The 24,689-nt window shown below is 70.9% G+C and carries 22 protein-coding genes and 1 pseudogene; 8 read left to right on the forward strand and 15 right to left on the reverse strand.

All coding sequences use genetic code 11. From position 1 onward, the window contains the following. Positions 1-63 precede the first annotated feature (63 nt). Both ABT170_RS06440 and ABT170_RS06445 read left to right on the forward strand, forming a co-directional pair. Complete coding sequence (locus ABT170_RS06440; RefSeq protein WP_351864507.1) at positions 64-1,770, forward strand: GAF domain-containing sensor histidine kinase; 1,707 nt, start codon at positions 64-66, stop codon at positions 1,768-1,770. Positions 1,771-2,131: 361 nt separating this feature from the next. Then, positions 2,132-3,145 carry a M23 family metallopeptidase gene (locus tag ABT170_RS06445; RefSeq protein ID WP_351864510.1) on the forward strand — a complete coding sequence of 338 codons (1,014 nt, stop codon included), beginning with the start codon at positions 2,132-2,134 and terminating at the stop codon, positions 3,143-3,145. Between the two features lie 7 nt (positions 3,146-3,152). Here ABT170_RS06445 and ABT170_RS06450 read toward each other — a convergent pair whose 3' ends face one another. Both ABT170_RS06450 and ABT170_RS06455 read right to left on the reverse strand, forming a co-directional pair. Continuing rightward, entirely contained in the window at positions 3,153-3,998 is an 846-nt protein-coding gene (locus ABT170_RS06450) for a Cof-type HAD-IIB family hydrolase (RefSeq protein ID WP_329944751.1), read from the reverse strand. A gap of 126 nt (positions 3,999-4,124) precedes the next feature. Continuing rightward, positions 4,125-5,021, reverse strand: coding sequence for an LLM class flavin-dependent oxidoreductase (locus ABT170_RS06455; protein ID WP_351864513.1), 897 nt, complete (start codon positions 5,019-5,021; stop codon positions 4,125-4,127). Between the two features lie 219 nt (positions 5,022-5,240). On the opposite strand from ABT170_RS06455, the gene ABT170_RS06460 reads away from it, so the two are divergent. Continuing rightward, the gene (locus ABT170_RS06460; RefSeq protein WP_329944768.1) at positions 5,241-5,531 is read left to right on the forward strand and encodes a hypothetical protein; all 291 of its coding nucleotides are present in this window, start codon (positions 5,241-5,243) and stop codon (positions 5,529-5,531) included. A gap of 33 nt (positions 5,532-5,564) precedes the next feature. On the opposite strand, the gene ABT170_RS06465 is transcribed toward ABT170_RS06460, so the two are convergent. From ABT170_RS06465 to ABT170_RS06480, 4 genes are all read right to left on the reverse strand, one after another. After that, entirely contained in the window at positions 5,565-6,107 is a 543-nt protein-coding gene (locus ABT170_RS06465; protein WP_329944769.1) for an RNA 2'-phosphotransferase, read from the reverse strand. 147 nt (positions 6,108-6,254) lie between these two features. Next, positions 6,255-7,223, reverse strand: a complete 969-nt coding sequence (locus tag ABT170_RS06470; protein ID WP_351864517.1) for a MerR family transcriptional regulator — start codon at positions 7,221-7,223, stop codon at positions 6,255-6,257. Next, the gene (locus tag ABT170_RS06475; RefSeq protein ID WP_329944771.1) at positions 7,220-8,992 is read right to left on the reverse strand and encodes an SDR family oxidoreductase; all 1,773 of its coding nucleotides are present in this window, start codon (positions 8,990-8,992) and stop codon (positions 7,220-7,222) included. Before ABT170_RS06475 ends, ABT170_RS06470 begins: the two co-directional genes overlap by 4 nt. Then, positions 8,989-9,840 carry a M24 family metallopeptidase gene (locus ABT170_RS06480; RefSeq protein ID WP_329944772.1) on the reverse strand — a complete coding sequence of 284 codons (852 nt, stop codon included), beginning with the start codon at positions 9,838-9,840 and terminating at the stop codon, positions 8,989-8,991. The genes ABT170_RS06475 and ABT170_RS06480 overlap by 4 nt, the downstream gene beginning before the upstream one ends. A 270-nt stretch (positions 9,841-10,110) precedes the next feature. Between ABT170_RS06480 and ABT170_RS06485 the strand changes: the two genes are divergently transcribed. The 5 genes and pseudogenes from ABT170_RS06485 to ABT170_RS06505 all read left to right on the forward strand — a co-directional run. Then, a complete protein-coding gene (locus ABT170_RS06485) occupies positions 10,111-11,142 on the forward strand; it encodes an ABC transporter ATP-binding protein (protein WP_329944947.1) in 1,032 nt (343 codons plus the stop codon). Continuing rightward, complete coding sequence (locus ABT170_RS06490; RefSeq protein ID WP_329944773.1) at positions 11,129-12,040, forward strand: ABC transporter permease; 912 nt, start codon at positions 11,129-11,131, stop codon at positions 12,038-12,040. Before ABT170_RS06485 ends, ABT170_RS06490 begins: the two co-directional genes overlap by 14 nt. Next, positions 12,037-12,948, forward strand: coding sequence for an ABC transporter ATP-binding protein (locus ABT170_RS06495; RefSeq protein WP_351864522.1), 912 nt, complete (start codon positions 12,037-12,039; stop codon positions 12,946-12,948). The genes ABT170_RS06490 and ABT170_RS06495 overlap by 4 nt, the downstream gene beginning before the upstream one ends. A 30-nt stretch (positions 12,949-12,978) precedes the next feature. Then, positions 12,979-13,698, forward strand: a complete 720-nt coding sequence (locus tag ABT170_RS06500; RefSeq protein ID WP_329944775.1) for an ABC transporter permease — start codon at positions 12,979-12,981, stop codon at positions 13,696-13,698. Positions 13,699-14,073: 375 nt separating this feature from the next. Next, positions 14,074-14,361 (forward strand): annotated as a pseudogene (locus ABT170_RS06505) (hypothetical protein); the annotation flags it as partial. Positions 14,362-14,514: 153 nt separating this feature from the next. Here ABT170_RS06505 and ABT170_RS06510 read toward each other — a convergent pair. The 9 genes from ABT170_RS06510 to ABT170_RS06550 all read right to left on the reverse strand — a co-directional run bounded on the left by ABT170_RS06510 (position 14,515) and on the right by ABT170_RS06550 (position 24,575). Beyond that, positions 14,515-15,327, reverse strand: a complete 813-nt coding sequence (locus ABT170_RS06510) for an HAD family hydrolase (protein ID WP_351864525.1) — start codon at positions 15,325-15,327, stop codon at positions 14,515-14,517. Then, the gene (serS, locus tag ABT170_RS06515) at positions 15,324-16,601 is read right to left on the reverse strand and encodes a serine--tRNA ligase (protein WP_329944777.1); all 1,278 of its coding nucleotides are present in this window, start codon (positions 16,599-16,601) and stop codon (positions 15,324-15,326) included. Before serS ends, ABT170_RS06510 begins: the two co-directional genes overlap by 4 nt. A gap of 627 nt (positions 16,602-17,228) precedes the next feature. Further along, positions 17,229-18,164, reverse strand: a complete 936-nt coding sequence (gene pheA, locus ABT170_RS06520) for a prephenate dehydratase (protein WP_329944778.1) — start codon at positions 18,162-18,164, stop codon at positions 17,229-17,231. Between the two features lie 117 nt (positions 18,165-18,281). Further along, complete coding sequence (gene efeB / locus ABT170_RS06525) at positions 18,282-19,610, reverse strand: iron uptake transporter deferrochelatase/peroxidase subunit (protein ID WP_351864677.1); 1,329 nt, start codon at positions 19,608-19,610, stop codon at positions 18,282-18,284. A gap of 119 nt (positions 19,611-19,729) precedes the next feature. Next, the gene (locus tag ABT170_RS06530) at positions 19,730-21,724 is read right to left on the reverse strand and encodes a copper resistance CopC/CopD family protein (protein WP_351864530.1); all 1,995 of its coding nucleotides are present in this window, start codon (positions 21,722-21,724) and stop codon (positions 19,730-19,732) included. A gap of 13 nt (positions 21,725-21,737) precedes the next feature. Further along, positions 21,738-22,184 (reverse strand): copper chaperone PCu(A)C, encoded by a 447-nt coding sequence (locus tag ABT170_RS06535; RefSeq protein WP_329944780.1) that lies wholly within the window; start codon positions 22,182-22,184, stop codon positions 21,738-21,740. Next, the gene (locus ABT170_RS06540; RefSeq protein ID WP_329944781.1) at positions 22,181-22,837 is read right to left on the reverse strand and encodes an SCO family protein; all 657 of its coding nucleotides are present in this window, start codon (positions 22,835-22,837) and stop codon (positions 22,181-22,183) included. Before ABT170_RS06540 ends, ABT170_RS06535 begins: the two co-directional genes overlap by 4 nt. 45 nt (positions 22,838-22,882) lie before the next feature. Next, positions 22,883-23,620, reverse strand: coding sequence for a YcnI family copper-binding membrane protein (locus ABT170_RS06545; RefSeq protein WP_351864534.1), 738 nt, complete (start codon positions 23,618-23,620; stop codon positions 22,883-22,885). Positions 23,621-23,732: 112 nt separating this feature from the next. After that, the gene (locus ABT170_RS06550; protein WP_329944783.1) at positions 23,733-24,575 is read right to left on the reverse strand and encodes a hypothetical protein; all 843 of its coding nucleotides are present in this window, start codon (positions 24,573-24,575) and stop codon (positions 23,733-23,735) included. Between the last annotated feature and the right edge of the window lie 114 nt (positions 24,576-24,689).

Below are 24,689 nucleotides of genomic sequence, written 5' to 3' on the forward strand. Positions count from 1 at the left end.
CCGGAGGAGGCCGGACGGGAGGTCCGACTTTCGTTGCCAATCGGGACTAATTAGGCTCGGTGCATGTCAGAGCAGGACCCGAAGGACTCACTCGAAGCCGCGACACAGGCGACGCGCAGCCTGCGAGGGCTCTCCACCGAACTCACCGCCCGTGTCCCGCAGCTGCTGGAGGCGATGCGGTCCGTCGGCACCGGCCTGGAACTGCACTCCACCCTCGACCGCATCTGCGAGACCGCGGCCGAACTCGCGCACGCCCGCTACGCGGCGATCGGCGTCGTCGACGAAGCGGGCGAAGGGCTCTCCGACTTCGTCACCTTCGGCGTCCCGGACGACGTGGCCCGCGCGATCGGGCGCAGGCCCGACGGGCACCGGGGGCTCCTCGGCGCTCTGATCCACGACCCCGTCCCCGTCCGGCTGGCCGATCTGACGGCCGATCCGAGGTCCGCCGGCTTCCCGCCCAACCATCCCCGGATGCGCACCTTCCTCGGCGTACCGATCCGGGTGCAGGGAGAGATCTTCGGCAACCTGTATCTGACCGAGAAGCACGACGGGGCCGAATTCAACGACTACGACCTGCACATGGTGCGGGTGCTCGCGACCGAGGCCGGGATCGCGATCGGCAACGCCCGCCTCTACGAGGAGGCGCGGCAGCGGGAGCGGTGGATCGACGGTTCGGTGGCCGTGACCACCGCGCTGCTCTCCGGCGGCGACGCCGACGACGCCCTGGCCGTCGTCGCCGAACAGGCCCGTCATCTCGCCGACTCCGCCGCCGGGATCGTGCTGCTGCCGGCCGCGGAGGGCGGTCTGGAGATCGTCGCCGTCTCCGCCGACGACCCCACCGCGTCGCTCGGAGTGATCATTCCGGCGGAGAGCTCGGTGGTGGCGACGCTGCTCGACGGCGACCCGGTGTTCATAGACGACTCGGCCACCGACTCCCGCATGATCACCAGGCTGGCCGACCGGTTCGGCCCGAGCATGCTGCTGCCGTTGCACAGCGGGGGCCGGGTGCTCGGTGCGCTGGCCACCCCCCGGGCCCGGGGTGGCCGCCCGTTCACGGAGACGGAACGGACGCTGGCCACCCAGTTCGCCTCCCAGGCCGCGCTCGCGCTGATGATGGCCGAGGCACAGCGGGACCGGGAACGGCTCGCCGTGTACGAGGACCGCGACCGGATCGCCCGCGACCTCCACGACCTGGTCATCCAGCGGCTGTTCGCCACCGGGATGATGCTGGAGAGCGCGCAGCGCCGGTCGGAGGTCCCCGAGGTGCAGACCGGCGTCGGCCGGGCGGTCGACGAACTGGACGTGACCATCCAGGAGATCCGCACCGCCATCTTCGCGCTCCAGCAGGAACCCGCCGAAGCGCCGTCGGGGCTGCGCACCCGCGTCATGCGCGAGATCAACATGGCGGCGGTGCCGCTGGGCTTCAAGCCGTCGCACCGCTTCCTCGGCCCCGTCGATTCACTCGTCGGTGAGCTGACCGGCAAGAATCTCATCGCCGCCCTGCGCGAGGCGCTGTCCAACGCCTTCCGGCACGCGAACGCCTCCCTCATCGACGTGGTCGTCGACGCGACCGTCACCCTGCCGGACGGGCGTGACGCGGTACGCCTCTCGGTCGCCGACGACGGGGTGGGCATCCCGCGGGATGGTCGTCGCAGCGGACTGCGCAACCTGGCCCGCCGCGCCGAGTCGCTGGGCGGGGCGAGCTGGTTCGGACCGGGGATCGGCGAGGACGGGGGCGGTACGACGGTGGTGTGGCAGGCCCCGCTCTGAGGGGCGGCCCGCCGGGCGAGGCTCCGGCGGCCCGGCGCCCCCGGCGGCTCTCGCGGCCTGGTGGCCCGGCGGTCCCGGCGGTTCTCGCGGCCCGGCGGGAGTAGGCCGGTTGGCCGTACGACACCTCGCGGTCCCGGGAATTGCGGCGGCCGGGGGTGACCATCCGGAGATGGCTTCCGCCGCACTGAGTCGCCGCCGTCCCGGTACCGGTACAGGTCCTGCCCCTGGCCCCGGTCCCGCCCTCGGGCCTGCCTCTGACCCCGGCCCCGGCCCTGCCCTCGGTCCTCGGCGTGGCCGTGGCCGTGGGCGGCCGGCCGTACTGCTGGTCTGTGCTCTGCTCGCCCTGTTCACCCTGCCCGCCGTGGCCGCTCCCGGGCCTCCCCGGCCGCCCGGCCCGTCCGGCGCGGGCGCCGCGGTCACCCGGCTGTACGAGGAAGCCGCGAGGGCGGCCGAGGCGTACGAGAGGGGCAGGCGCTCCGCCGCCGCGCAGCGGGCGAAGGCGGGGCGGTACGAGAAGGCGCTGACGGCACATCGGCGCACCCTCGCGGCCATCGACGCGGACCTGGGCCGGCTGGCCCGCGCCCAGTACCGCGGCGAGGGCGCCGGCCTCCCGTACGCCGCACGGCTCCTGCTCGCCGATGACCCCGGACAACTGCTGCGCGCCCATCGGCTGGCCGGGCAGGCGGAGCGCGCGGTGACCCGGCTGCTGGAACGCGCCCGGCGGGCCGGACGCGCCCTCCGCACCGCCGAGCGGCGCGCGCGGAAGGCCTGGCGCGACCTGGACGTACGCATGATCGGGCTGGCCGAGGTCAAGCGGGGCATCGCGGACAGACTGGAGGCGGCCCAATGGCGGCTCCAGGGCGAGGCGGAACGCAGCGTGGCGGCCGGGAAGTGCGCCGGTGCCGTACGTATCGAGCAGCCGAAGGGCCCGCCGGACGGGCGGAGCTGGGTCGCGCCGGTGGAGACGTACGCGTTGTCGGCGGGGTTCGACAGCGCGGGCGCGCACTGGGCGAAACGGCACACGGGGCAGGACTTCGCCGTGGACATCGGCACGCCGGTGCGCTCGGTGGGCGCGGGCCGGGTGGTGTCGGTCTCCTGCGGGGGCGCGTTCGGTGTCGAGGTCCTGGTGCGGCACCCGGGTGGCTACTACACGCAGTACGCGCATCTGGCGGGCGTCGCCGTGGACCAGGGCGAACAGGTGCACGCGGGCCAGTGGGTCGGCCAGTCGGGCACCACGGGGAACTCGACCGGCCCGCACCTCCACTTCGAGGTGCGCCTCACTCCCCAGCTGGGTTCCGGCGTCGATCCGGCACGCTGGCTGCGCGAGCACGGCGTGCGGATCGGACCCGGTACGCCGCCGGGCCCGGCGGCGTAGGGGAAGGTCAGCCGGCGGCGATGATCCGCTCGATGACGACCGCGACGCCGTCCTCGTTGTTGGTGAGGGTCCGGCCCGACGCGGCGGCCAGGGCGGCGGGGTGGGCGTTGCCCATCGCGTACGAGGCACCGGCCCAGCTGAGCATCTCCACGTCATTGGGCATGTCACCGAAGGCGACGACCTCGGCGGGGGAGATGCCGCGCTGCGCGCAGCATTCGGCCAGGGTGCTGGCCTTGGAGACCCCGAGCCCGCTGACCTCCAGGAGCGCCGAGGGGCTGGACCGGGTGAAGGAGGCCCGGTCACCGGCGACCGCGCGGGCCAGCGAGAGGAACTCGTCCGGGGCGAGCTCGGTGTGGTGGGCGAGGATCTTGAGCACCGGGGCACCGGTGCCCGGGGCGTCCTCGTGGAGCAGTTTCTCGGCGACGGCCACCGCGGCCGCCGGGTCCAGATGGAACGGAGGGTAGGCCGGTTCGTAGTTGATACCGGTGGTCAGCTCGACGGCGAACGAGGTGCCGGGGGCCCGCTCGCGCAGGGTGTGGATGGTGTGGAGGGCGGCTTCGCGCTCCAGGGCGTGGACCGTGAGCAGCTTGCCGTCGGCACGCAGATCGGCGACGGCCGCGCCGTTCGCGCAGATCGCCAGGCCGTGGCTGTGGACGTGGTCGCTGACGACGTCCATCCAGCGGGCGGGCCGGCCCGTGACGAAGAAGACCTCGATCCCGGCCTCCTCGGCTGCGGCGAGGGCGGCGATCGTGCGCTCGGACACGGTCTTGTCGTCGCGCAGCAGGGTGCCGTCCAGATCGGTGGCGATCAGCCGGGTCGGGGCAGGCGGGGGCGAGTCGGTAGCTGGGGTCACCGGTTCATTCTCGCGTACGAGGGTGCACGGGTGTGCGCAGGGGCGCGCATCTGAGGACGCGCGCCCCTGAACTGCGAAACATTCCTCCGGCATATGCCTGAAGGCGTCGCCGTACCGCTCCGTCGGTCAGGCGAGCTGGGCCGGCCCCTCGGTGGCGATCCGCTCGAAGACCTTCTCGTCCGCGGCGAAGTCGGACCCGGGGACCGGCCAGTGCAGGACGATCTCCGTGAAGCCCAGTGCGAAGTGGGTTCCGGCGAAGTCGACGAACGCGTCGAAGGAGTCCAGCGGGTTGTCGGGGGTGAAGCCGGTGAGCAGGATCTTGTCCAGCTCCGCCACGTCCCGTCCGACCGACTCGCAGGCCTCCCCGAGCTTCGCGACCTGTCCGCGGATGGCTGCCACGGACTGCTCGGGGGTCCCGTTCTCGAACACCTTCGGGTCGCCGGTGGTGACCCATGCCTGGCCGTACCGCGCGGCGAGCTTCAGCCCGCGCGGACCGGTGGCGGCGACCGCGAAGGGCAGCCGGGGGCGCTGGACGCATCCGGGGATGTTGCGGGCCTCGTTCGCGGAGTAGAGCTCGCCCTCGTACGTCACCGAGGGCTCGCGCAGCAGCTTGTCCAGCAGCGGCACGAACTCGGCGAAGTGATCCGCCCGCTCGCGCGGCGTCCACGGCTCCTCGTCGCCGCGGCGCAGGGCCGTGGCGTCGAAGCCGTTGCCGCCCGCGCCGATCCCGAGGGTGATCCGCCCCTCGGAGACGTCGTCCAGCGTCATGAGGTCCTTGGCGAGCGTCACCGGGTGCCGGAAGTTGGGCGAGGTGACGAGGGTGCCGAGCCGCAGCCGCTCGGTGGCGAGGGCCGCCGCGGTCAGGGTCGGAACCGCTCCGAACCACGGGCCGTCCCGGAAGGTCCGCCAGGACAGGTGGTCGTAGGTGTACGCGGCGTGGAAACCCAGCTCCTCGGCGCGCTGCCAGACCTTTCGGCCTTCGGTCCAGCGGTGGATGGGCAGAATGACAGTGCTCAGACGCATGGCTCGACGATACGGCGGGCTGTTGTCGTACGGGGCGCGACCGCCGTATTCCGAGGCCTTCGTCCCGCGCGGTGGGGCCGCGCCGTAATGCGTGGCGGGGGCCGGCGACAGTGGTTGCCGCGGGGCCTTCCCGGCGAGAGGGTGGAGGCGGGCCCGCCCGGGGTCCTCGCGTGCGAGTGCGCGGCGCCGGGGCGTGGTCCGCCGGAAGGATGAGACGTCATGAGGATGCTGCTCACCGCACGGATGGACACCGAGGCCGCCAACCGCGCGGTCAACGACGGGACGATGCCTAAGATCATCAATGAGGTCGTCGAGCACCTCAAGCCCGAAGCGGCGTATTTCGCTCCCGTCGACGGCGTACGTACGTGCATGCTCGTCTTCGACATGCAGGAGTCCGCGCAGATGCCGCCGATCAGCGAGCGGTTCTTCCAGGCCGGTGCCAAGGTGAGTCTGCAGCCGGTCATGAATCTCGACGATCTCCGTACCGGTCTGTCGAACCTGGCGCGGTAGGCGCGCCGGCCTCGTGGCGCCGGTGTGGACGCGTCAGCCGGGCAGGCGCAGGAACTGCGGGGGCACGGCGTCCGCGAGCCAGACGCCGTTGGCGCTGACCCGGAAGGTGTGGCCCGCGCGGTGCATGGCTCCCGCGTCCACGGCGAGGACGATGGGCCGGCCCCGGCGGGCGCCCACGCGGGTGGCCGTCTCACGGTCGGCGGAGAGATGAACGTGGTGGCGGTCCATGGGGCGCAGCCCCTCGGCGCGGATCACGTCCAGGACCCGGGCGACCGTGCCGTGGTAGAGGTACGCGGGCGGCTCGGCCGGCGGGAGGTCCAGGTCGACGGCGACGGTGTGGCCCTGATTGGCGCGGATGCGGTCTCCGTCCAGGGTGAAGCGCTGCTTGTCGTTGGCGGCGACGACATGGTCGAGTTCGGCGCGGGTGAGGGCGAAGCCGTGCCGGGCCGTCGCGCGCAGCAGTTCATCGACGGTTACCCAGCCGTGGGCGTCGAGAGTGATGCCGATCCGTTCGGGCCGGTGCCGCAGATGCTTCGAGAGGTACTTCGACACCTTCACGGTGCGTTGTTCGTCCATGGAGCCAGGGTGCCCGCGACACGCTTTCCGGCGCATCAGGATTTCCCTCAGCGTTCAGGCAGTAATTTCTGTCCCCAGGTTTGATCCACAGCCAACTCGGGTTATCCACAGCTAATTTGGCGATTCTGTGGACAAGTGACCTTGGATTTAATCCATTTGGTCAATATCCTTACGCTTTGCGTCAGATGGGGCAAGTGCGTCCAATGTCCGGGCTTGTACCTCTCGTTCGGTCGCAGCAGTGACAAAGGCGGCTACGTTCCGTGGCCCAACGAGTGCCTGCACCGCCTGCGTTGTCCGAGCGGGAAGGAGGACCGGACGCGGCTCCTGCGGGTCGGCGCAGTCACCCTCGGCGCCGAGGTGGTGGTGCAGATGCCGGGTGGCGAAGGTCCGCATGGCACGGGCCAGTTCGGCGTCGACCGTCTGCTGGGCCAGCGGGCGGAGCCTTCGCACCATCGAGGCGGCCTCCGCCGCGTCGGCGTCCTTCGGAGGACGGTGGCCGAGGTAGCGGGCGAAGACGTGCTCGGTGGTGAACTCCAGGAAGCGGGACGCTATGTGCTCGACCTGCCCGCGAAGTTCCCGCAGGTGTCCGGAGATTGCGGGCAGGGGGACTCCTGCGGCATGCAATTCCACTGCCACGGCCAGCTCTTGTGGGCTCGGTACGAGGAACTCGTCCTCCCGGCCCGGAACACGTTCGAGGATGCCGAGCTCCACAGCCTCGGCGACCGACTCGTCGTCCTGCGCTCCGCCGAACCTCGCCTCCAGCTCGGCCCGGGTGATCCGGTCCGCCTCCTCGTCGGTCCACGGGCCGTGCACCTCCGCGACCAGCCCGAGCACCCCGCCGAGACCGCGCCCCGCGTCCCAGGCCTCCAGCAGCTCCTTGATGCTGGCCAGGGTGTAGCCGCGGTCCAGCAGGTCGGCGATCTGCCGCAGCCGGGCGAGGTGGGTCTCCCGGTACACATTGGCCCGCCCGCGCCGCTCCGGAGTGGGCAGCAGCCCCCGGTCCTGGTAGGCGCGGATCGTGCGCACCGTGGCGCCGCTCGCATGCGCCAGATCCTCGATCCGGTACTCCGCCCCGGCCCGGACCTCCGTCGGCGAGGATGCGGTCGGCCCGCTCACAGCGGCGGCTTCAGCCGGGCGACCCCGCGCAGCACCCCGGGGCTGATCCTGGACAGCAGCCGGGCACCCCGGGCCTCCGGTGTCACCGGCACCACGGCCTGGTTGCGCACCACGGCCTTGAGGATGGCGTCGGCGACCTTCTCCGGCGGGTAGTTGCGGAGACCGTACAGCCGGCTGGTCCGCTGCTGGAGACGCTTCTCCTCCGTCTCGTCGGCACCCGCGAAGTGCGTGGTCGCGGTGATGTTGGTGTTGACGATGCCGGGGCAGATCGCGCTGACCCCGATCGACCGTTCCGCCAGCTCCGCCCGCAGGCATTCGCTCAGCATCAGCACGGCCGCCTTGGACGTGCTGTACGCGGGCAGCGCCCGGGAGGGCTGATAGGCCGCCGCCGAGGCGGTGTTGACGATGTGGCCGCCCTGGCCGCGCTCGGCCATCTGCCTGCCGAAGATCCGGCAGCCGTGGATGACTCCCCACAGATTGACGTCGAGGACGTTCTTCCAGTCCTCGCTGGTGGTCTCCAGGAACGGGCCGGACAGCCCGATCCCGGCGTTGTTGACCAGGACGTCGACGACTCCGTACTCCGCGGCGACCTTCTCCGCGAGCTTCTCCATCGCCTGCTCGTCGCTCACGTCGACGGTCTCGCCCCAGGCGGCCGGGGCGCCGATCAGCAGGGCCATCTCCGCCGTCCGGGCCGCGCCCTCGCCGTCCCGGTCCACCGCCACCACCCGGGCCCCCGCCTCGGCGAAGGCGAAGGCGGTGGCCCGCCCGATGCCGCCCGCCGCGCCGGTGACCAGCACCAGCTGACCGGCGAACCGCTCGGCGTACGCGCCCCTGGCCGCGGTGTCCTGCACCGGCAGCCCCTCGTGCCGGGCGTCCTCGTTGGCCGTGACGAACTCACTGATCCAGGAGGCGAGCTGGTCCGGCCTGGTCCGCGGCACCCAGTGCTTGGCCGGCAGCGAGCGGCGTACCAACTGCGGGACCCATTGCTCCAGTCCGTCGTAGAGCGTTTCCGAGAGGAAGGCGTCACCGGTCGGTGTGATGAGCTGGACCGGCACATGGGCGTAGGCGTCGGCACGCGGCCTGCGCAGCCGGTAGCGGATGTTGTCGCGGTAGAGCCAGGCACCGTGCGCCGCGTCGGCGGGCAGGGAGGACGTCGGATAGTCGCCCGCGGGCACCTTCTCCATCCGCTCCAGGATCCGGGGCCACCGCTTGCCGAGCGGCCCGCGCCAGGCGAGCTCCGGCAGCACCGGCGTATGGAGCATGTACACGTACCAGGACTTGGCGCCCTGGCCGAGGAGCTGGCCCACGCGCCGGGGGGTGGGGCGGGTCATGCGCTGCTTGATCCAGTGTCCGAAGTGGTCCAGGGAGGGACCGGACATCGAGGTGAAGGAGGCGATCCGGCCCTCGGTGCGCTTGACCGTGGCGAACTCCCACGACTGGACCGACCCCCAGTCGTGCCCCACCACATGCACCGGCCGGTCCGGGCTGACGGCGTCGGCGACCGCCAGGAAGTCGTCGGTGAGCTTCTCCAGCGTGAAGCCGCCGCGCAGCGGCTTCGGCGCCGTGGACCTGCCGTGTCCCCGCACGTCGTAGAGCACCACATGCCAGTGCTCGGCCAGTCGCACCGCGACGTCCGACCAGACCTCCTTGCTGTCCGGGTAGCCGTGCACCAGAACCACCGTCGGCCGCCGCTCATCGCCCAGCTCGGCGACGCACAGCTCGATTCCGCCCGTGCGCACCCGGCGTTCGCGCGTTCCTGACAGATTCACGCCGCCACCTTCTCCTCGGCCCAGCGCCGCACGTGCGGCAGATCGTCGTCCAGCCAGAAGGCGCTCTGCTCGGGGTCCCGGGAGTCGGTGACGACCAGGATCTCCTCGAACTTGGCGCCCGTACCCCGGAATCCGAGGTGGGGTTCGACCGCCCACAGTCCGGGCCGCGGGGGATGGTCGGAGAAGCGGTAGGGACTCCACAGCGGCGACCAGCCCTCCCGGTGCCCGTGCAGCGCGTCGCTCACCAGACCCTTGAGCGACTGGGTGCCGAACCCGAACACCTGCGGGGACCAACGGTGTTCGGCGACCCGGTCCACCTTGTGGGCGATGACACCGAAGGGGTAGGCGCGGTGCCGGTTCGCGTAGCCCTGTCCGACCATGAGGCGCTCGACGTCCTCGTAGATGTCGCGCAGCGAGCGGCGTTCGCGCACCTCGCGCAGGATCAGCTCACGATGGGCCTCCAGGTCGGCCATGAGCCTGTCGTGAAGGGGGCTGAGCCCGAGACAGCCGGAATACCCGATGTCCGCCGTGAATCCCTTGTACACCGGGGCCATGTCGAGAATGAACGGCATGCCCGGCTCCAGCTTCCGGTTGGTCGGGAAGAACTGGAGCGGCACCTTGAAGCCGGTGAACGCCGTGCGGTCCCCGAACCAGGCGAAGGGGAGGTGGAACCAGTCCCGCACCCCTCTCCGGCGCAGCCATTCCCGCTGCATCCGCGCCGCCTCGCGCTCCGTCACCCCCGGCCGGAGCTGGGCGGCGACCGCCTCCGCGCAGTCGTAGGCGAGGCGCTGCACCTCTCTGAACCCCCGCAGTTCCGGGGCCGTTCCGTCCTTCACCGCCGAGGTCATGCCGTGCCACCGTCCGTTCCCTGCCGTGTGCGGTACGTGCCCGTAACGTGACACTGATGAATGTGACAATGTCCGGCGGCTACGTCAAGAGGCGTGCGAGGTCCTGTGGACAACTCCCCGGCTCCTCCCCGGGCTCCTGCCCTGACCTCCCCTCGGGCTCCTCCCTCGTGGGGTCCCCTTACGGGTCCGTACACCTGGAGTCTGAGGCGGAACCAGCCGCCAGGGCTGACGACCGCTGTGGCCCGCGCCACTACCTTCGTAGACGTGACTGTGATCGCGACCGAAAGCCTGAGCAAGCGGTTCCCCCGGGTGACCGCTCTTGACCGGCTCTCCTTGGACATCGGAACCGGCGTGACCGGCCTGGTGGGTTCCAACGGAGCCGGCAAGTCCACACTGATCAAGATCCTGCTGGGTCTTTCCCCCGCCACCGAGGGCCGGGCCGCGGTGCTCGGGCTGGACGTGGCGACCAGCGGCGCCGCCATCCGGGAACGGGTGGGTTACATGCCCGAGCACGACTGCCTGCCGCCGGACGTCTCGGCGACCGAGTTCGTCGTGCACATGGCCCGGATGTCCGGCCTGCCGCCGACAGCGGCGCGCGAGCGCACCGCCGACACGCTGCGCCATGTCGGCCTCTACGAGGAGCGCTACCGCCCCATCGGCGGGTACTCGACCGGTATGAAGCAGCGGGTGAAGCTGGCCCAGGCGCTGGTCCACGACCCGAAGCTGGTCCTTCTCGACGAGCCGACCAACGGCCTGGACCCGGTCGGCCGCGACGAGATGCTCGGCCTCATCCGCCGTATCCACACCGACTTCGGCATCTCCGTGCTGGTCACCTCGCACCTCCTGGGCGAGCTGGAACGCACCTGCGACCATGTCGTCGTCATCGACGGCGGCGCTCTGCTGAGGTCCAGCTCCACCAGCGACTTCACCCAGACCACCACCACCCTCGCGGTCGAGGTGACCGACAGCGACACCCACCCCGACGGCACGGGCGCCCTGCGCGGGGCACTCACCGCGGCCGGGGTCACGCTCATCGGCCACGACGGACTCGACGCGGAGGGGCTGCCCGGCGCGGGCCACATCCTGCTGGTCGAGGCGACCGGCGAGGAGACGTACGACATCGTCCGCGACAGCGTCGCCGGGCTCGGACTCGGCCTCGTACGGATGGAACAGCGGCGCCACCACATCGCCGAGGTCTTCCGTACCGAACAGGCTCCCGCGGACCGGGACGTGGCACGGGCCGCGTCCGCGACCGCCGGGGCCGTACAGCAGAAGGGGAACGGTCGCGATGAGCAGCACTGAGACCGGGGCCGTGAGCGGGAGCGACACCTCCCGGATCCACAACATCGGGTACCGCTCGTACGACGGGCCGCGTCTGGGCCGCGCCTACGCCCGCCGCTCGCTCTACTCGCAGACCCTGCGGGGCTCCTTCGGACTGGGCCGTTCGGCCAAGTCCAAGGTGCTGCCGATGCTGCTGTTCGGTGTGATGACCCTGGTCGCCGCAATTCTGGTGGCGGTCTCCATGGTCGCTCCGGACGCGACGAAGCTGGTGGTCAAGTACACGTCGTACGCGATCTACCTCCAGGCCGTCATCGGCCTCTTCATCGCCTCCCAGGCGCCGCAGGCCGTGTCCAGGGACCTCCGTTTCAAGAGCGTGCCCCTGTACTTCTCGCGGCCGATCGAACGGGTCGACTACGTGGTCGCCAAGTTCGCGGCCATGGCGTCGGCGCTGTTCGTGCTCACCGGGGTGCCGTTGCTCGTCCTGTACGTGGGCTCCCTGCTCGCGAAGTTCGATTTCGCCGATCAGACCAAGTGGTTCGGCCAGGGGCTGGTGTCGGTGGCGCTGCTGTCCGTGCTGTTCGCCGGTCTGGGACTGGTGATGGCCGCACTCACTCCGCGCCGCGGATTCGGCGTCGCCGCGGTCATCGCCGTACTGACCATCTCCTACGGTGCGGTCTCCACGGTCCAGGCCATCGCCTGGGACACGGGCTCCACCGGAGCCGTGCAGTGGCTGGGGCTCTTCTCGCCGATCACACTGATCGACGGCGTCCAGACCGCGTTCCTCGGCGCCACCTCGGCCTTCCCCGGAGGGGAAGGCCCGGGGGCGGGCGCCGGAGCGGTCTACCTGATCGTTGTTCTCGCGCTCGTCGCCGGCTCGTACGCCGTCCTGATGCGCCGTTACCGGAGGGTCGGGCTGTGACCACCATCGAGATCGACCACACCTCCCGCTGGTTCGGCAATGTGGTCGCCGTCAACGACGTGAGCATGACCGTGGGGCCCGGTGTCACCGGGCTGCTCGGCCCCAACGGTGCCGGGAAGTCCACGCTGATCAACATGATGGCCGGGTTCCTCGCCCCGTCGACGGGCACGGTCACGCTCGACGGCCGGACGATCTGGCGCAACGAGTCGGTCTACAAGGAGATCGGCATCGTCCCGGAGCGGGAGGGCATGTACGACTTCCTGACCGGCCAGGAGTTCGTCGTCGCCAACGCCGAACTCCAGGGACTGGGCGCGGCGGAGGCGCAGCGGGCGCTGGCCACGGTCCAGATGGAGTACGCGCAGGACCGCAAGATCTCGACGTACAGCAAGGGCATGTGCCAGCGCGTGAAGATGGCGTCCGCCCTGGTCCACGAGCCGTCCGTGCTGCTGCTGGACGAGCCGTTCAACGGGATGGACCCGCGTCAGCGGATGCAGCTGATGGAGCTGCTGCGGCAGATGGGGGCGGAGGGCCGCACGGTCCTGTTCTCCTCCCACATCCTCGAAGAGGTCGAGCAGCTCGCCACACACATCGAAGTGATCGTGGCGGGGCGGCATGCCGCGTCCGGTGACTTCCGGAAGATCCGCCGCCTGATGACGGACCGGCCGCACCGGTATCTCGTACGGTCCAGCGACGACCGGGCCCTCGCGGCCGCGCTCATCGCCGACCCCTCCACGGCGGGGATCGAGGTCGACCTGAGCGAACAGGCCCTGCGGATCCAGGCCGTCGACTTCGGGCGCTTCACCGAACTGCTGCCCAGGGTGGCACGTGAACAGGGCATCCGGCTGCTGACCGTTTCGCCGTCCGACGAGTCCCTCGAATCGGTCTTTTCCTATCTCGTAGCGGCCTGAGTAGTGGCCTGAAAGGAGCTGTGAAGCGTCATGTACGACCCCACAGTCGCCCGGCTCACCTACCGGGCCCTGCTCGGCCGGCGCCGGGCCGCCATCCTGTTCGTCCTGCCCGTGCTGCTGGTGGCCCTCGCCGTGGCCGTCCGCGCCTTCGCGGGGGCCGATGACCAGGTCGCCGCGAACGTGCTCGGCGGTTTCGCCATCGCCACGATGGTGCCGCTGATCGGTGTGATCGCGGGCACGGGCGCCATCGGCCCCGAGATCGACGACGGTTCGATCGTCTATCTGCTGGCCAAGCCGGTGAAACGGCCGACGATCATCTTCACCAAGCTGATCGTGGCCATCGCCGTCACGATGGTGTTCTCCGCCCTGCCGACCCTCGTCGCCGGGCTGATCCTGAACGGCAACGGGCAGCAGATCGCCGTGGCCTACACGATCGCGGCGCTGGTCGCCTCGATCGCGTACAGCGCGCTGTTCCTGCTGCTGGGCACGATCAGCCGCCACGCGGTGGTGCTCGGCCTCGTGTACGCCCTGGTGTGGGAGACCCTGTTCGGCAGCCTGGTGCCGGGAGCGCGGACGCTGAGCGTGCAGCAGTGGTCCCTCGCGGTCGCCGAGAAGGTCGGCCGGGAAGGGGCGATCACCTCCGACGTGGGTCTGCCGCTCGCGACGGTGCTGCTGGTCGCCGTGACGGTGGCGGCCACCTGGTACGCGGGCCAGAAGCTGCGTGCGCTGAAGCTGGCCGGCGAGGAGTGAGCGGCTTCTCCGAGGTCCAGGGGGTGCCCGGCGCAGAGGGCCTGGCCGGCACGGGCCCTCGCGGGAACGTGAGGGACCCCGCGGGCCCTTGAGGATCACGGTGCGGGCCCCTTGACCGAGGGGCCTTGCACGACCCCTGTGCGGGACCTCGCGGTGTCCGTACGACAACCCCCGTCCGATGGGCGGGGGTTGTCCTATGAGCGGACCGTCGTACGCGTAACTGTGCGGTTATCGGGTCGTTGTGCAGGGTGCGTGGAGGCAACTGGATTCCGTGGCGTCGTAGCTTTCGTGAAATCGGGGAGTGCCGGCACGGGTGGGGACACCGCCCGTCGGGCCGGTCATCGAGTGAGTGGCAACCGTGAGCGTTCTCCACCGGAGGAGGACCTGCGGACGAGGTACGACTCGCTCGACCGGCGCGTCACGCGCATCGAGAGCTGCCTCGTCGGAGTCGGCAGCGCGCTCCAGGAACTCGGCCCGGTGCTGTGCCGGATGTCCGAGCGGTTCGACAGCCTCGACCGGAAACTGGAAGCGACGCGTCAGGTGGTCGGAGCCATCAGTGTCCGGCTGTCGGACGTCTCGCGGGACATCACGCGTATCGACGCGCGCATGGACGATTTCGTCCACCGGTTGAAGGACCTGCGCCGCCGCAACAGGCGCCGCTGACCCGCGGCCCGCGGGGCCGGCCGGGACGACGACTGCCCGCGACCTTCGCGGTCGCGGGCAGTCGGAACCGGTCGCGGGCAGTCGGAACGGAGTGCCCGCGAGACCGGGCGGCACCGAACCAGGCAACCGGGCGGCACCGCGAGACGGGCGCCGTTACGGGCGGGACGCCCGCAGCAGTTCCTCCAGCACCACGGCGATGCCGTCGTGCTGGTTCGAGGCCGTGATCTCGTGGGCCACGGCCTTCAGGTCGTCGTGCGCGTTGGCCATCGCCACGCCGTGCTGCGCCCAGCCGAACATCGGGATGTCGTTCGGCATGTCGCCGAAGGCCAGCGTGTCCGCGGCCTTCACACCCAGCCGTCGCGCCGCCAGTGAGAGGCCGGTGGCCTTGCTCAGCCCCAGCGGCAGGATCTCCACGACACCGGGTCCGGCCATGACCACGTCCACCAGGCTGCCGACGGCTTCCCGGGCGGACCGGGCCAGGGCGTCGTCGTCGAGCTCCGCGTGCTGGATGTAGATCTTGTTCAGCGGGGCGGCCCACATCTCGGTCGCGTCGTCCACGAAGACGGCCGGGAGCGGGCCCTCCTGGATCCGGTAGCCGGGGCCGAACAGCACCTCGCCGTCGAGCCCGTCCCGGCTCGCGGCCAGCGCCAGCGGGCCGATCTCCGACTCGATCCTGGACAGCGCGACCCCCGCGAGCTGCCGGTCCAGGGTCAGGGAGGTCAGCAGCTTGCGCTCGCCCGCGTGGTAGACCTGCGCGCCCTGGCCGCAGACCGCGAGACCGTCATATCCCAGGTCGTCCAGGATGTGCCGGGTCCACGGGACGCCGCGTCCGGTGACGATGATGTGTGCGGCGCCGGCCGCGGTGACCTCGGCCAGCGCCTCACGTGTGCGCTCGGAGACCGTGTCGTCGTCACGCAGCAGCGTGCCGTCCAGGTCGGTCGCGACGAGCTTGTAGGGGAAGGTCACTTGGAGACCGGCTCCAGAACCTCACGCCCGCCCAGGTACGGACGGAGCACCTCGGGCACCCGGACCGAACCGTCGGGCAGCTGGTGGTTCTCCAGGATCGCCACGATCGTGCGCGGTACGGCGCAGAGCGTGCCGTTGAGCGTGGAGAGGGGCTGGACCTTCTTGCCGTCCCGCATCCGGACGGAGAGGCGGCGCGCCTGGAAGCCGTCGCAGTTCGACGCGGAGGTCAGCTCGCGGTACTTGCCCTGGGTCGGGATCCAGGCCTCGCAGTCGAACTTGCGCGAGGCCGAGGACCCGAGGTCACCGGTGGCGACGTCGATCACCTGGAAGGGCAGCCCGAGACCGGTGAGCCACTGCTTCTCCCAGTCCAGGAGCCGGCGGTGCTCCGCCTCGGCGTCCGCCGGGTCGACGTACGAGAACATCTCGACCTTGTCGAACTGGTGGACGCGGAAGATGCCCCGGGTGTCCTTGCCGTACGTACCGGCCTCGCGGCGGAAGCACGGGGAGAAGCCCGCGTACCGCAGGGGCAGCTTGTCGGCGTCGATGATCTCGTCCATGTGGTACGCGGCGAGGGGTACCTCGGAGGTGCCGACCAGGTAGTAGTCGTCCTTCTCCAGGTGGTACACGTTCTCCGCGGCCTGGCCGAGGAAACCGGTGCCCTCCATGGCGCGCGGACGGACCAGCGCCGGGGTCAGCATCGGGATGAAGCCGGCCTCGGTGGCCTGGGCGATCGCCGCGTTGACGAGGGCGAGCTCCAGCAGCGCGCCGACGCCCGTCAGGTAGTAGAAGCGCGAACCGGAGACCTTGGCGCCGCGCTCCATGTCGATGGCGCCGAGCTTCTCGCCGAGCTCCAGGTGGTCCTTCGGCTCGAAGCCCTCGGCTCCGAAGTCGCGGATGGTGCCGTGCGTCTCCAGGACGACGAAGTCCTCCTCGCCGCCGACCGGCACGTCCTCGTGGACGATGTTGCCGAGCTGGAGCAGCAGCCGCTTGGCCTCGGCGTCGGCCGCGTCCTGGGCGGCGTCGGCCGCCTTGACGTCGGCCTTGAGCTGATCGGCCTTCTTCAGCAGCTCGGCGCGCTCCTCGGGGGAGGCCTTGGGGATCAGCTTGCCGAGCGACTTCTGCTCGGAGCGGAGTTCGTCGAAGCGGACGCCGGACGACCTGCGCAGCTCGTCGGCGGAGAGCAGGGCGTCGACGAGCGCGACGTCCTCTCCACGGGCGCGCTGGGAGGCGCGAACACGGTCGGGGTCCTCACGGAGCAGGCGAAGGTCAATCACGCCTCCAGGCTACCGGTGCGCGCTTCTGGCGCTCGAACCGATATTGCCGTGCGTGTCACTTTGCCCGTATTGCCGGAATTGATAATCCTGGGGAGGAATCGCCGGGTACGGGGCGAGCGGGGGCGTCAATTAGGGGAGTGTATTCCCCTAAACAGGGCAGAAGGGGCGACCCGTCTTGACGTATCGGCCTTCTCCATAAGGGGAGTTGGGGGGCCGTCGTCCCGATGTTGTCCACAGGGGGCCTGTGGAGAATTAGTTATCCACAGGCTGTGAAGAAGTTCTGTGGATGCTGGAAGGAGTCGTTCCGGGGTGTCGGGCAAGGCTCGTGGAATCTCACCCCAAACCCGCCCCACACGCTCATTCGGGTGGGAATTCCTCGCCCCAAAGAGTTGATCAAGGGAATTGGGCTGACATTGAAGCCCCTGAGCCCTCCTGAACCCCCCTGGGTGCATCTGGGGTCGCTGGGTGATTTGTCGACGATGTCGCATTGCGGTGTCGACTTATCCCCAGGCTGAACCGCCGCCCTGTGGATAACCCTGTGGGTACATGAAAATCTGCAGGTCGGACCGGAGCGGAACGGCCCGTGCGGCCCTCGCCCCGGCGATCCCGTACGGCCCGGGGCGGGCGTCAGACCCGGCCGTCCTGGCTGCGCGCCAGCCAGTCGGAGGCGTCCGTGAACTCCCGGTCCGAGGTCCCCGCCCGCAGCGGTCGCACCTCGTCGGGCGTCACTCCGGCCCGCGGGTACGAACCGAGGAACCGCACGTTGGGACAGATCCGCTTCAGCCCCATCAGGGCCTCGCCGACCCGCCGGTCCGCGATGTGCCCCTCGGCGTCCACGGCGAAGCAGTAGTTCCCGATGCCCTCTCCGGTCGGACGCGACTGGATGAGCATCAGGTTGACCCCGCGGACGGCGAATTCCTGGAGGAGTTCGAGCAGCGCACCGGGGTGGTCGTCGCCCAGCCAGATCACCACGGACGTCTTGTCCGCCCCGGTCGGGGCCGAGGGCCGGGCGGGCCGGCCCACGAGGACGAAGCGCGTCTGGGCGTTCTCCGCGTCGTGGATCTCCGTCACCAGAGGTTCCAGGCCGTAGGTCGCCGCGGCGAACTCACCCGCGAAGGCGGCGTCGTAACGCCCCTCCTGGACCAGCCGTGCCCCGTCCGCGTTGGAGGCGGCCGATTCCCATGCGGCCTGCGGGAGATGGGCCGCCATCCAGTTGCGTACCTGCGGCTGGGCGGCCGGGTGCGCGGTGACCGTCTTGATGTCGGACAGCTTGGTCCCGGGGCGCACCAGCAGCGCGAAAGTGATGGAGAGCAGCACTTCGCGGTAGATCATCAGCGGTTCGCCGGAGGTCAGCTCGTCCAGCGTCGCGGTGATGCCGCCCTCGACGGAGTTCTCGATCGGTACGAGCGCTGCCGCCGCCTCCCCGCTGCGTACGGCGTCCAGGGCGGCCGGTACGGAGACCATCGGGACGAGCTCCCGGGTGGCGGCTTCGGGGAGCGTGCGGAGGGCGACCTCGGTGAAGGTGCCTTCGGGGCCGAGATAGGCGTAGCGCGTGGCTGACATACGGTCACCCTAATGCGCCGTACGCCCGGTGCCGGGCCGTCCCGGAACGCGATCCGGCGCGCATCCGGAGTTGCGCGACCCCGATGGCCGGAGCGTCGGCCCTCGGCCGCCGGAGCCTCAGGATTCCAGCAGCCGCTGACCCACGTACTCGCCCTTCGCGGCGCCGCCCGGTACGGCGAAGAGTCCGCTCGCCTCGTGCCGGAGGAACGGCGAGAGCGCGTCGCCCCGGTCGAGTTTGCGCTGCACCGGGACGAAGCCCCGGAACGGATCCGCCTGCCAGCAGATGAACAGCAGCCCGGCGTCCGGGGTGCCGTCCGCCGAGATGCCGTCGTGGTACGAGAAGGGACGCCGCAGCATGGCCGCGCCACCGTTCTTCTCGGGCGAGGAGATCCGGGCGTGGGCGTTGTCGGGGATCACGAGCCTGCCGTCGGGACCGGCCTTGTCGAGGTCCATCGGGGTGGTCTCGGAGCCACCGCTGAGCGGGGCCCCGTCCGACTTGCGCCGCCCTATGACCTGCTCCTGCCGGTCCACCGGAAGCTTCTCCCAGTCGTCCAGCAGCATCCTGATGCGCCGTACGACGGCGTAGGAGCCACCGGCCAGCCAGTCCTGCGAAGCATCCGGAGCCCCCGGAGCCCCCGAGGCCCCCTGAGCATCCGCCGCGGACGGTACGAAGATCCGGGTGTCGAAGTCGTCGTCGGTCTGCTGCGGATTACCGGTGCCGTCGATCTGGCCCATCAGATTGCGCGCGGTCATCGGACGCCCGGTGGCACCGGGAGTGCGGTTGAAGCCGTTCATCTGCCAGCGCACCCCGGCCGCTCCCACGGCCTCCTTCTGGATGGCGCGCAGGGCGTGGAAGGCGACCAGCGCGTCGTCGGCGCCGATCTGCACCCACAGGTCGCCGTTGGAGCGCCTGGCGTCGAGCTGGTCCGAGGAGAACGGGGGCAGCGGGTCGAGCCCGGCGGGCCGGCGGCCGGTCAGGCCGGTGCGGTCGAAGAAGGTCCGGCCGAAGCCGAAGGTGACGGTCAGCGAGGAGGGCCCGGCGTCCAGGGCGATGCCGGTGTCATGACCGGGCCCGTCCGTGCCGCCGGCCGGGCGCCCCGCCATCAGTTCCCGTGCCACGGCCGACCAGCGGCGCATCAGCGCGGCGGCCTCCTTGCGTCCCGCGCCCGGTGCCAGGTCGAAGGCGATCAGATGGCCCCGGGCCTGAAGCGGAGTGGTGATCCCCGGTTGATGTTTCCCGTGAAACATCGCCTCGGTGGCCCCGATGGCGGTCAGCGCGGTCGGCTCGTCGGGGCGGGACGCGGCGTACCCGGCCGCGCCCCCCGCGGCACCGAGCACCAGGCCGGCGGCCCCGGCGGCCCCCGCGCTGCCGAGCAGCCGCCGCCGGGAGAAGCCGACGCCATCCGTGCCGGTACGGCCCTGCGAGCCGGTACCGGCCCCGGCCACCGTCTCCGCCCCGGCAGCCGTTCCCGCCGCCGCAGCCGTCCGTGCGGACGCCGAGGGATCCTTCGTACCCCTCGCGTTCCCCGCGCCCTTCACACTCTTCGTGCTCTTGCTCACCGTGCTCAGCCGATCTTTGCGTTCTTGTCGATGGTGGCCTGGTCGATGTCCGACGTACGCACCGTCACCGCGATCTTCCAGTCGCCCGCGATCGGGATCTGGACACCGCTCGCCGTCCAGTGCCCCTCGGCGAGCCGGTCGGGGACGACCGGCAGCGGGCCGATGTCCTTGGACTCCAGGGTGAGGGCGAGCTTCACCTCGGGAACGTCCATCGGCTTCCCGTCGCTGCCGTCGACCCAGATGTGCAGTTCGTTGGAGCCGGTGCCACCGGGTTCGAGGTCGATCCGGACGGTTCCCTTGCCGTTCTGGCCACCGGTGTCGAAGGGCATGCTCAGATTGACGGGGCCGGAGGCGCCCTGAGCGGCGGTTGCCGTGGTGCTGCGGGCGGCCTCCTCCTCGGTGCGGGCCGGTTCGGTGGAGGTCAGGACCGTCGCCACGGCGAGCAGCACCACGGCGACGGCCGCCTCGGCCAGGACCGAGCGGCGCAGCCCGGAACGCTCGGGGTCGGCGTCACGGACCCGCTTCTTCTTCGTGGCGGTGAGAACGGCCTGCTGCCGGGCGAGCTGCGCGGCGCGCTCGGGCGCGATCTCCGGCGCGGGCTCCTGACCGCTCTCCCCCTCCCCGGGGTCCGCCCCGTCCTCGGGACCCTCGCCTTCTTCGGGGCTCTTTGCCGTCTCGTCGGCCTTCGCCTCGTCGGCCTCCGCCTCCTCCGAGGCCTCCGCTCCGGGCTGTGCCCCGTCCGTCAGCCGGCCCGTCCATCGACGGGAGATCCAGGCCAGGCCGATGAGTACGGCGAGCAGCCCCACCTTGATGATCAGCAGCTGTCCGTACCGGGTGCCGGTCAGCGCCGACCAGGAGCCGACCTGGCGCCAGGACTGGTAGATGCCGGTCGCGGTGAGGACGAGCACGCTGCCGAACGCGATCCGGGAGAAGCGCCGTACCGCCGCGCTGTCGATGCCGGGTGTCCGGTACAGGGCGACGAGGAGCGCGGCGAGCCCGCCGAGCCAGGCGGCGACGGCCAGCAGGTGCAGGACGTCCATCGGCATGGCGAGGCCCGCCTGGATACCGGTCGACGCGTGCTCGGAGAGCGCCCACGTACCGGCGATGCCCGCGGCGATGACCGCGCCCCCGATGGCGAGTCCGAAGGTGAGGTCCTTCTTCTCCTTCTCGTCCTCGCGCTTCGCGTACGCCCCGAACAGGACGGCGATGAACAGGGCACCGGCACCGAGCAGGAGCAGCCGGGCGACGAGTGCGGCGCCGGGTTTGGTGTCGAGCACGGCTTGCAGGCCGTTGAGGTCGAAGGCGTCGGCGAGCTTCCCGCTGCCGGTGTACGGGCTGCGGAGCAGCAGCATGAGCAGGGTGGCGGCGGTGAGGGTGATCCAGCCCCGGACGACGAGGCGTTGCAGCGGGCGGGAGGCGGCGCCGCGCTGCCAGCAGGCGAGGACGAACGTGGCTCCGCCGACGAGCAGGACGAATCCGGCGTACGCCGCGTAGCGCGCGATGCTGTAGAGGGTGCCGACGAGACCGCCGCCCGCGCTGGTGGAGGGCAGCGCGACCGTGGTCTCGGACGGGGCGCCGATGGAGAAGGTGAAGGCCCCGGAGACGGGGTGGCTGTCGGCGGACACGGCCTGCCAGGCCACGGTGTAGGTGCCGTCGGGCAGACCGGAGTGGAGTTTGACGCCGTACTGCACGGTGCCGGGGCTGTTCATGTCGCGCGGGGCACCGTCGTCGGCGCGTTTGCCGGTGGGGTCGAGGACACGGATCGAGTCGTCGCCCATGGCGATGGATTCGGAGAAGGTGAGCGTGACCTCCGCGGGGGCCGTGTCCACCACCGCCCCGTCCTGCGGGTTGCTCCCGGTGAGGGCCGCGTGCGCGGAGGCGGGGCTCGCGCCGGCCAGCACCAGACCGAACAGCAGGCTGATCAGCGTGGTGAGGAGCGCGGCCGCGGCGAGCGGCCGTCGTATCGGGGATGGCCCGAAGCGCGGGGCGGTGGCGGTCATGGGTGTCAGTCCCTCACTGCTTCTTCGGGTTGTGGGTGGTCTCCTTCACGGGAAGGTCGACCTTGATGGGGTCGGCCTTCTCGAAGTGCAGCTCCATGGAGACCTTCTCGCCCTGCTTGGGCTTCTGCTTGAGCTTCATGAACATGATGTGGTTGCCACCGCGTTCAAGATCGAGCTCGCCGCCGGCGGGGACTTCGAAGGACGTGACCTTGCGCATCTTCTGGTTCTTCGTCTCGTGGATCGTGACGTCGTCCGAGAGGGGGCTGGTCACCGAGGTGAGCCGGTCGGCCGTGTCGCCGCTGTTCTGCACGACGAGGAAGGCGGCGGCCATGTCGCTGACGGGCTGCGGCATGAACGCTCCGACGACTTTCAGCTCGGGTTCGCTGTCCGTGGAGCACCCCGCCAGCGTCAGCCCGGTGGTGAGGGCCAGAACGGCGGCGAGGGTCGTGCGGCGGTTCACGGGGTCTCCCCCTTGAGGATCTTGGGGAGGTCCTTGGCGTAGTCCTCGGACGTGGTGTCCTCGCCGTAGAGCAGGTAACCCTGGTCGGTCTTCGGGGAGAAGGCGATGACCTGGGCGCCGTGCATCGAGACGACGGTGCCGTCCTTCTCCTTCTTCGGCGCGTCGATGCCGATGCCGATCTGCCGTGCTCCCGCCTGGATGGCCGGGAAGTCGCCGGTGAGCCCGGTGAAGGACGGGTCCTGCGCCGCGAGCCACTTGCCGAGGGAGGACGGGGTGTCCCGCTCGGGGTCGGTGGTGACGAAGACGACCTGGAGCTTGTCCTGGTCGGCCTTGGGCAGCGCCCGCTTGGCGAGCGAGATGTTGCTCATGGTCAGCGGGCAGACGTCGGGGCACTTGGTGTAGCCGAAGTAGATGAGTGTGGGCTTGCCCTTGGTCTCCTCGCGGAGGTCGTACTTCTTGCCCTTGGTGTCGGTGAGTACGAGGTTCGGCTTGGTGAACGGCTGGTCGAGCACGGTCGCGGCCTGGGTCCTGGCCTCGGCGCTGACGTCGGCCACGGGCTTCTTCGCCGAGTCGTCGCTGCTGCCGCAGGCGGACAGGGTCAGTGCGGCCGCGGCGGCGAACGCCACGGCCGGCACCATCTTCTTGTTGCGCATGGAGAGTTGTTTCCTGAGTGTGGTGCGGGTGGTGGAACCGGCGGGTCAGGCGGTACGGCGACGGCCTGCGAGGACGCCGAAGGCGACCCCCGCGATACCGATGACGATGCCGATGATGCCCAGGGTGCGGGCGGTGTTGTCGCTGGCGGACTCGGCCGCCGCGGTTTCCTCGGAGGACGCGGCCTTCTCGTCCGTCTTGTGCTCGTCGGCTTCCTTGCCGGCCGCGGCACCGCCGTGGGCATCGGACGCCGGCGCGGTCAGCTTGAGGACGGGGGCCGGGCTCTCGGGCTCGGCCGCGCCCTCCTTGGGCTCCTCGATCCAGCGGACGACTTCCTTGTTGTCGTACGTCTGGAGGGCCTTGAAGACGAGCTGGTCGGTGTCCTCGGGGAGCTGGCCGACCGAGAGGGGGAACTGCTGGAAGTAGCCGGGCTCGATCTTGCCGCCGTCCGCGGTCCAGGTCACCTTGGAGACGGCCTCGTTGATCTTCTTGCCGTGGACGTCGAGCGGCTTGTCCAGCTTGGTCTTGTCGACCGTGATCTTCCAGCCGGGCACGGCCTGCGGGGTGACCGAGGACAGCGGGTGGTCGGCCGGGAAGCTCACCTCGACCTTGACCGTGGAGGCGTTGTCGCGCTCGTTGGGCACCTTGAAGTTGATGGTGGCGTAACCGCCCTTGGCGGCCTCGCCCTGCGGCTGTACGCCGACGTGCGCGGCGGCGGGACCGGCGAACAGCAGGACGGTGGACGCGGCGACGCCGCCCGCGATGGCGATGCGTGAAACGTTCATGGCAGGGATCACTCCACAGGAGAACGAGGGAAGGTGTTCCGGCGCGCGGGTGCGCGACGGCATCACGACACCCCGGCCGCGCGGAAGGCGGTGAGACGGAGAAGGTGTCGCGTCAGGCTGCGAGTGCGTACGCGGCGGGAGGCCCGCGCCTGGTCACCAGGTGCTGCAGGTGTTCCCCGGAGGCGGGCGCCGGGGCGTCGTCGGCCGTACGGGGAGTGAGCGGCCCGGTCGTGCGCTGTCCGGGCAGACCCGCGCTCAGGGCGCGTACGAGAGCCAGGGCGGCGCGCAGGGAGCGCAGCCGGGCTCCGGCGGCGAGCTGCTGGGCGCCGTGCGCCGAGAGCCGGGCGAGCCGGAAGAGGGCCGCCTCGCCCCGCCGCAGCAGCCAGCCGGTGGCGAGCGCGGCCAGCAGGTGGCCGAGGAACATGGGCAGGCTGGGCAGCAGGTCCAGCACCGGCGCGTACAGTCCGCCGCCGGGGACGGGGCCGGGTACGGCGGTGGCCGCTCCGGCCGGTGCGAGGTGGTCGTGCCCCGGGGCGACGGTCGACGGGTCGATGCCCGCGGTGGTGACGATGCGATGGGCCTCGGCGGCGTTCAGCTGGGAGGGCCCCATGCCGCACACGAGCCCGGCGGCGAACCGGACGAGGCCGCTGTCACCGCTCGTGCCCGCGGTCATGGTGCCGGCCGCCGTGTGGCCGCCGATGCCGAAGAGGGTGTGCAGGACGATCTGGCCGCCGGCCAGAGCCCCCGCGATCGAGGGCAGCGACCGCTCGCGTCCGGCGAGCAGCGTGGCGGTCGCGAGGATTCCGAGGAAGCCCGCGAGTACGGTCCAGACCGGCACCGCGGCGCCGGCCGCGAACGTGTGTCCCGCCGCGGACAGCACGACGCAGACCGCGGCGAACACCGCGGCCCTCATGAGCCGCAGACCGGCTCCGGCACGTGCGACAGGCGTGGACATGGCCGGGACATCATCGCACTGCGCCCCCCGCCCGCGTACGGCAGGTCCGGAAGATCTACTTCCGTCCGCAAGGGCGGCTGTTGCACCTGTTCGCGGAGGCCGCCGAGGGGACCG

The organism is Streptomyces sp. NPDC001787 (genome assembly GCF_040297465.1).
Taxonomy (GTDB): domain Bacteria; phylum Actinomycetota; class Actinomycetes; order Streptomycetales; family Streptomycetaceae; genus Streptomyces.

Excerpts from the sequence above, each read along its gene's own strand:
- ABT170_RS06440 (WP_351864507.1), top strand. The coding sequence starts at position 64 with ATGTCAGAGCAGGACCCGAAGGACTCACTCGAAGCCGCGACACAGGCG.
- ABT170_RS06455 (WP_351864513.1), bottom strand. The coding sequence starts at position 5,021 with ATGCGTCTGAGCACTGTCATTCTGCCCATCCACCGCTGGACCGAAGGC.
- ABT170_RS06460 (WP_329944768.1), top strand. The coding sequence starts at position 5,241 with ATGAGGATGCTGCTCACCGCACGGATGGACACCGAGGCCGCCAACCGC.
- ABT170_RS06465 (WP_329944769.1), bottom strand. The coding sequence starts at position 6,107 with ATGGACGAACAACGCACCGTGAAGGTGTCGAAGTACCTCTCGAAGCAT.
- ABT170_RS06480 (WP_329944772.1), bottom strand. The coding sequence starts at position 9,840 with ATGACCTCGGCGGTGAAGGACGGAACGGCCCCGGAACTGCGGGGGTTC.
- ABT170_RS06490 (WP_329944773.1), top strand. The coding sequence starts at position 11,129 with ATGAGCAGCACTGAGACCGGGGCCGTGAGCGGGAGCGACACCTCCCGG.
- ABT170_RS06500 (WP_329944775.1), top strand. The coding sequence starts at position 12,979 with ATGTACGACCCCACAGTCGCCCGGCTCACCTACCGGGCCCTGCTCGGC.
- pheA (WP_329944778.1), bottom strand. The coding sequence starts at position 18,164 with ATGTCAGCCACGCGCTACGCCTATCTCGGCCCCGAAGGCACCTTCACC.
- ABT170_RS06530 (WP_351864530.1), bottom strand. The coding sequence starts at position 21,724 with ATGACCGCCACCGCCCCGCGCTTCGGGCCATCCCCGATACGACGGCCG.
- ABT170_RS06540 (WP_329944781.1), bottom strand. The coding sequence starts at position 22,837 with ATGCGCAACAAGAAGATGGTGCCGGCCGTGGCGTTCGCCGCCGCGGCC.
- ABT170_RS06545 (WP_351864534.1), bottom strand. The coding sequence starts at position 23,620 with ATGAACGTTTCACGCATCGCCATCGCGGGCGGCGTCGCCGCGTCCACC.
- ABT170_RS06550 (WP_329944783.1), bottom strand. The coding sequence starts at position 24,575 with ATGTCCACGCCTGTCGCACGTGCCGGAGCCGGTCTGCGGCTCATGAGG.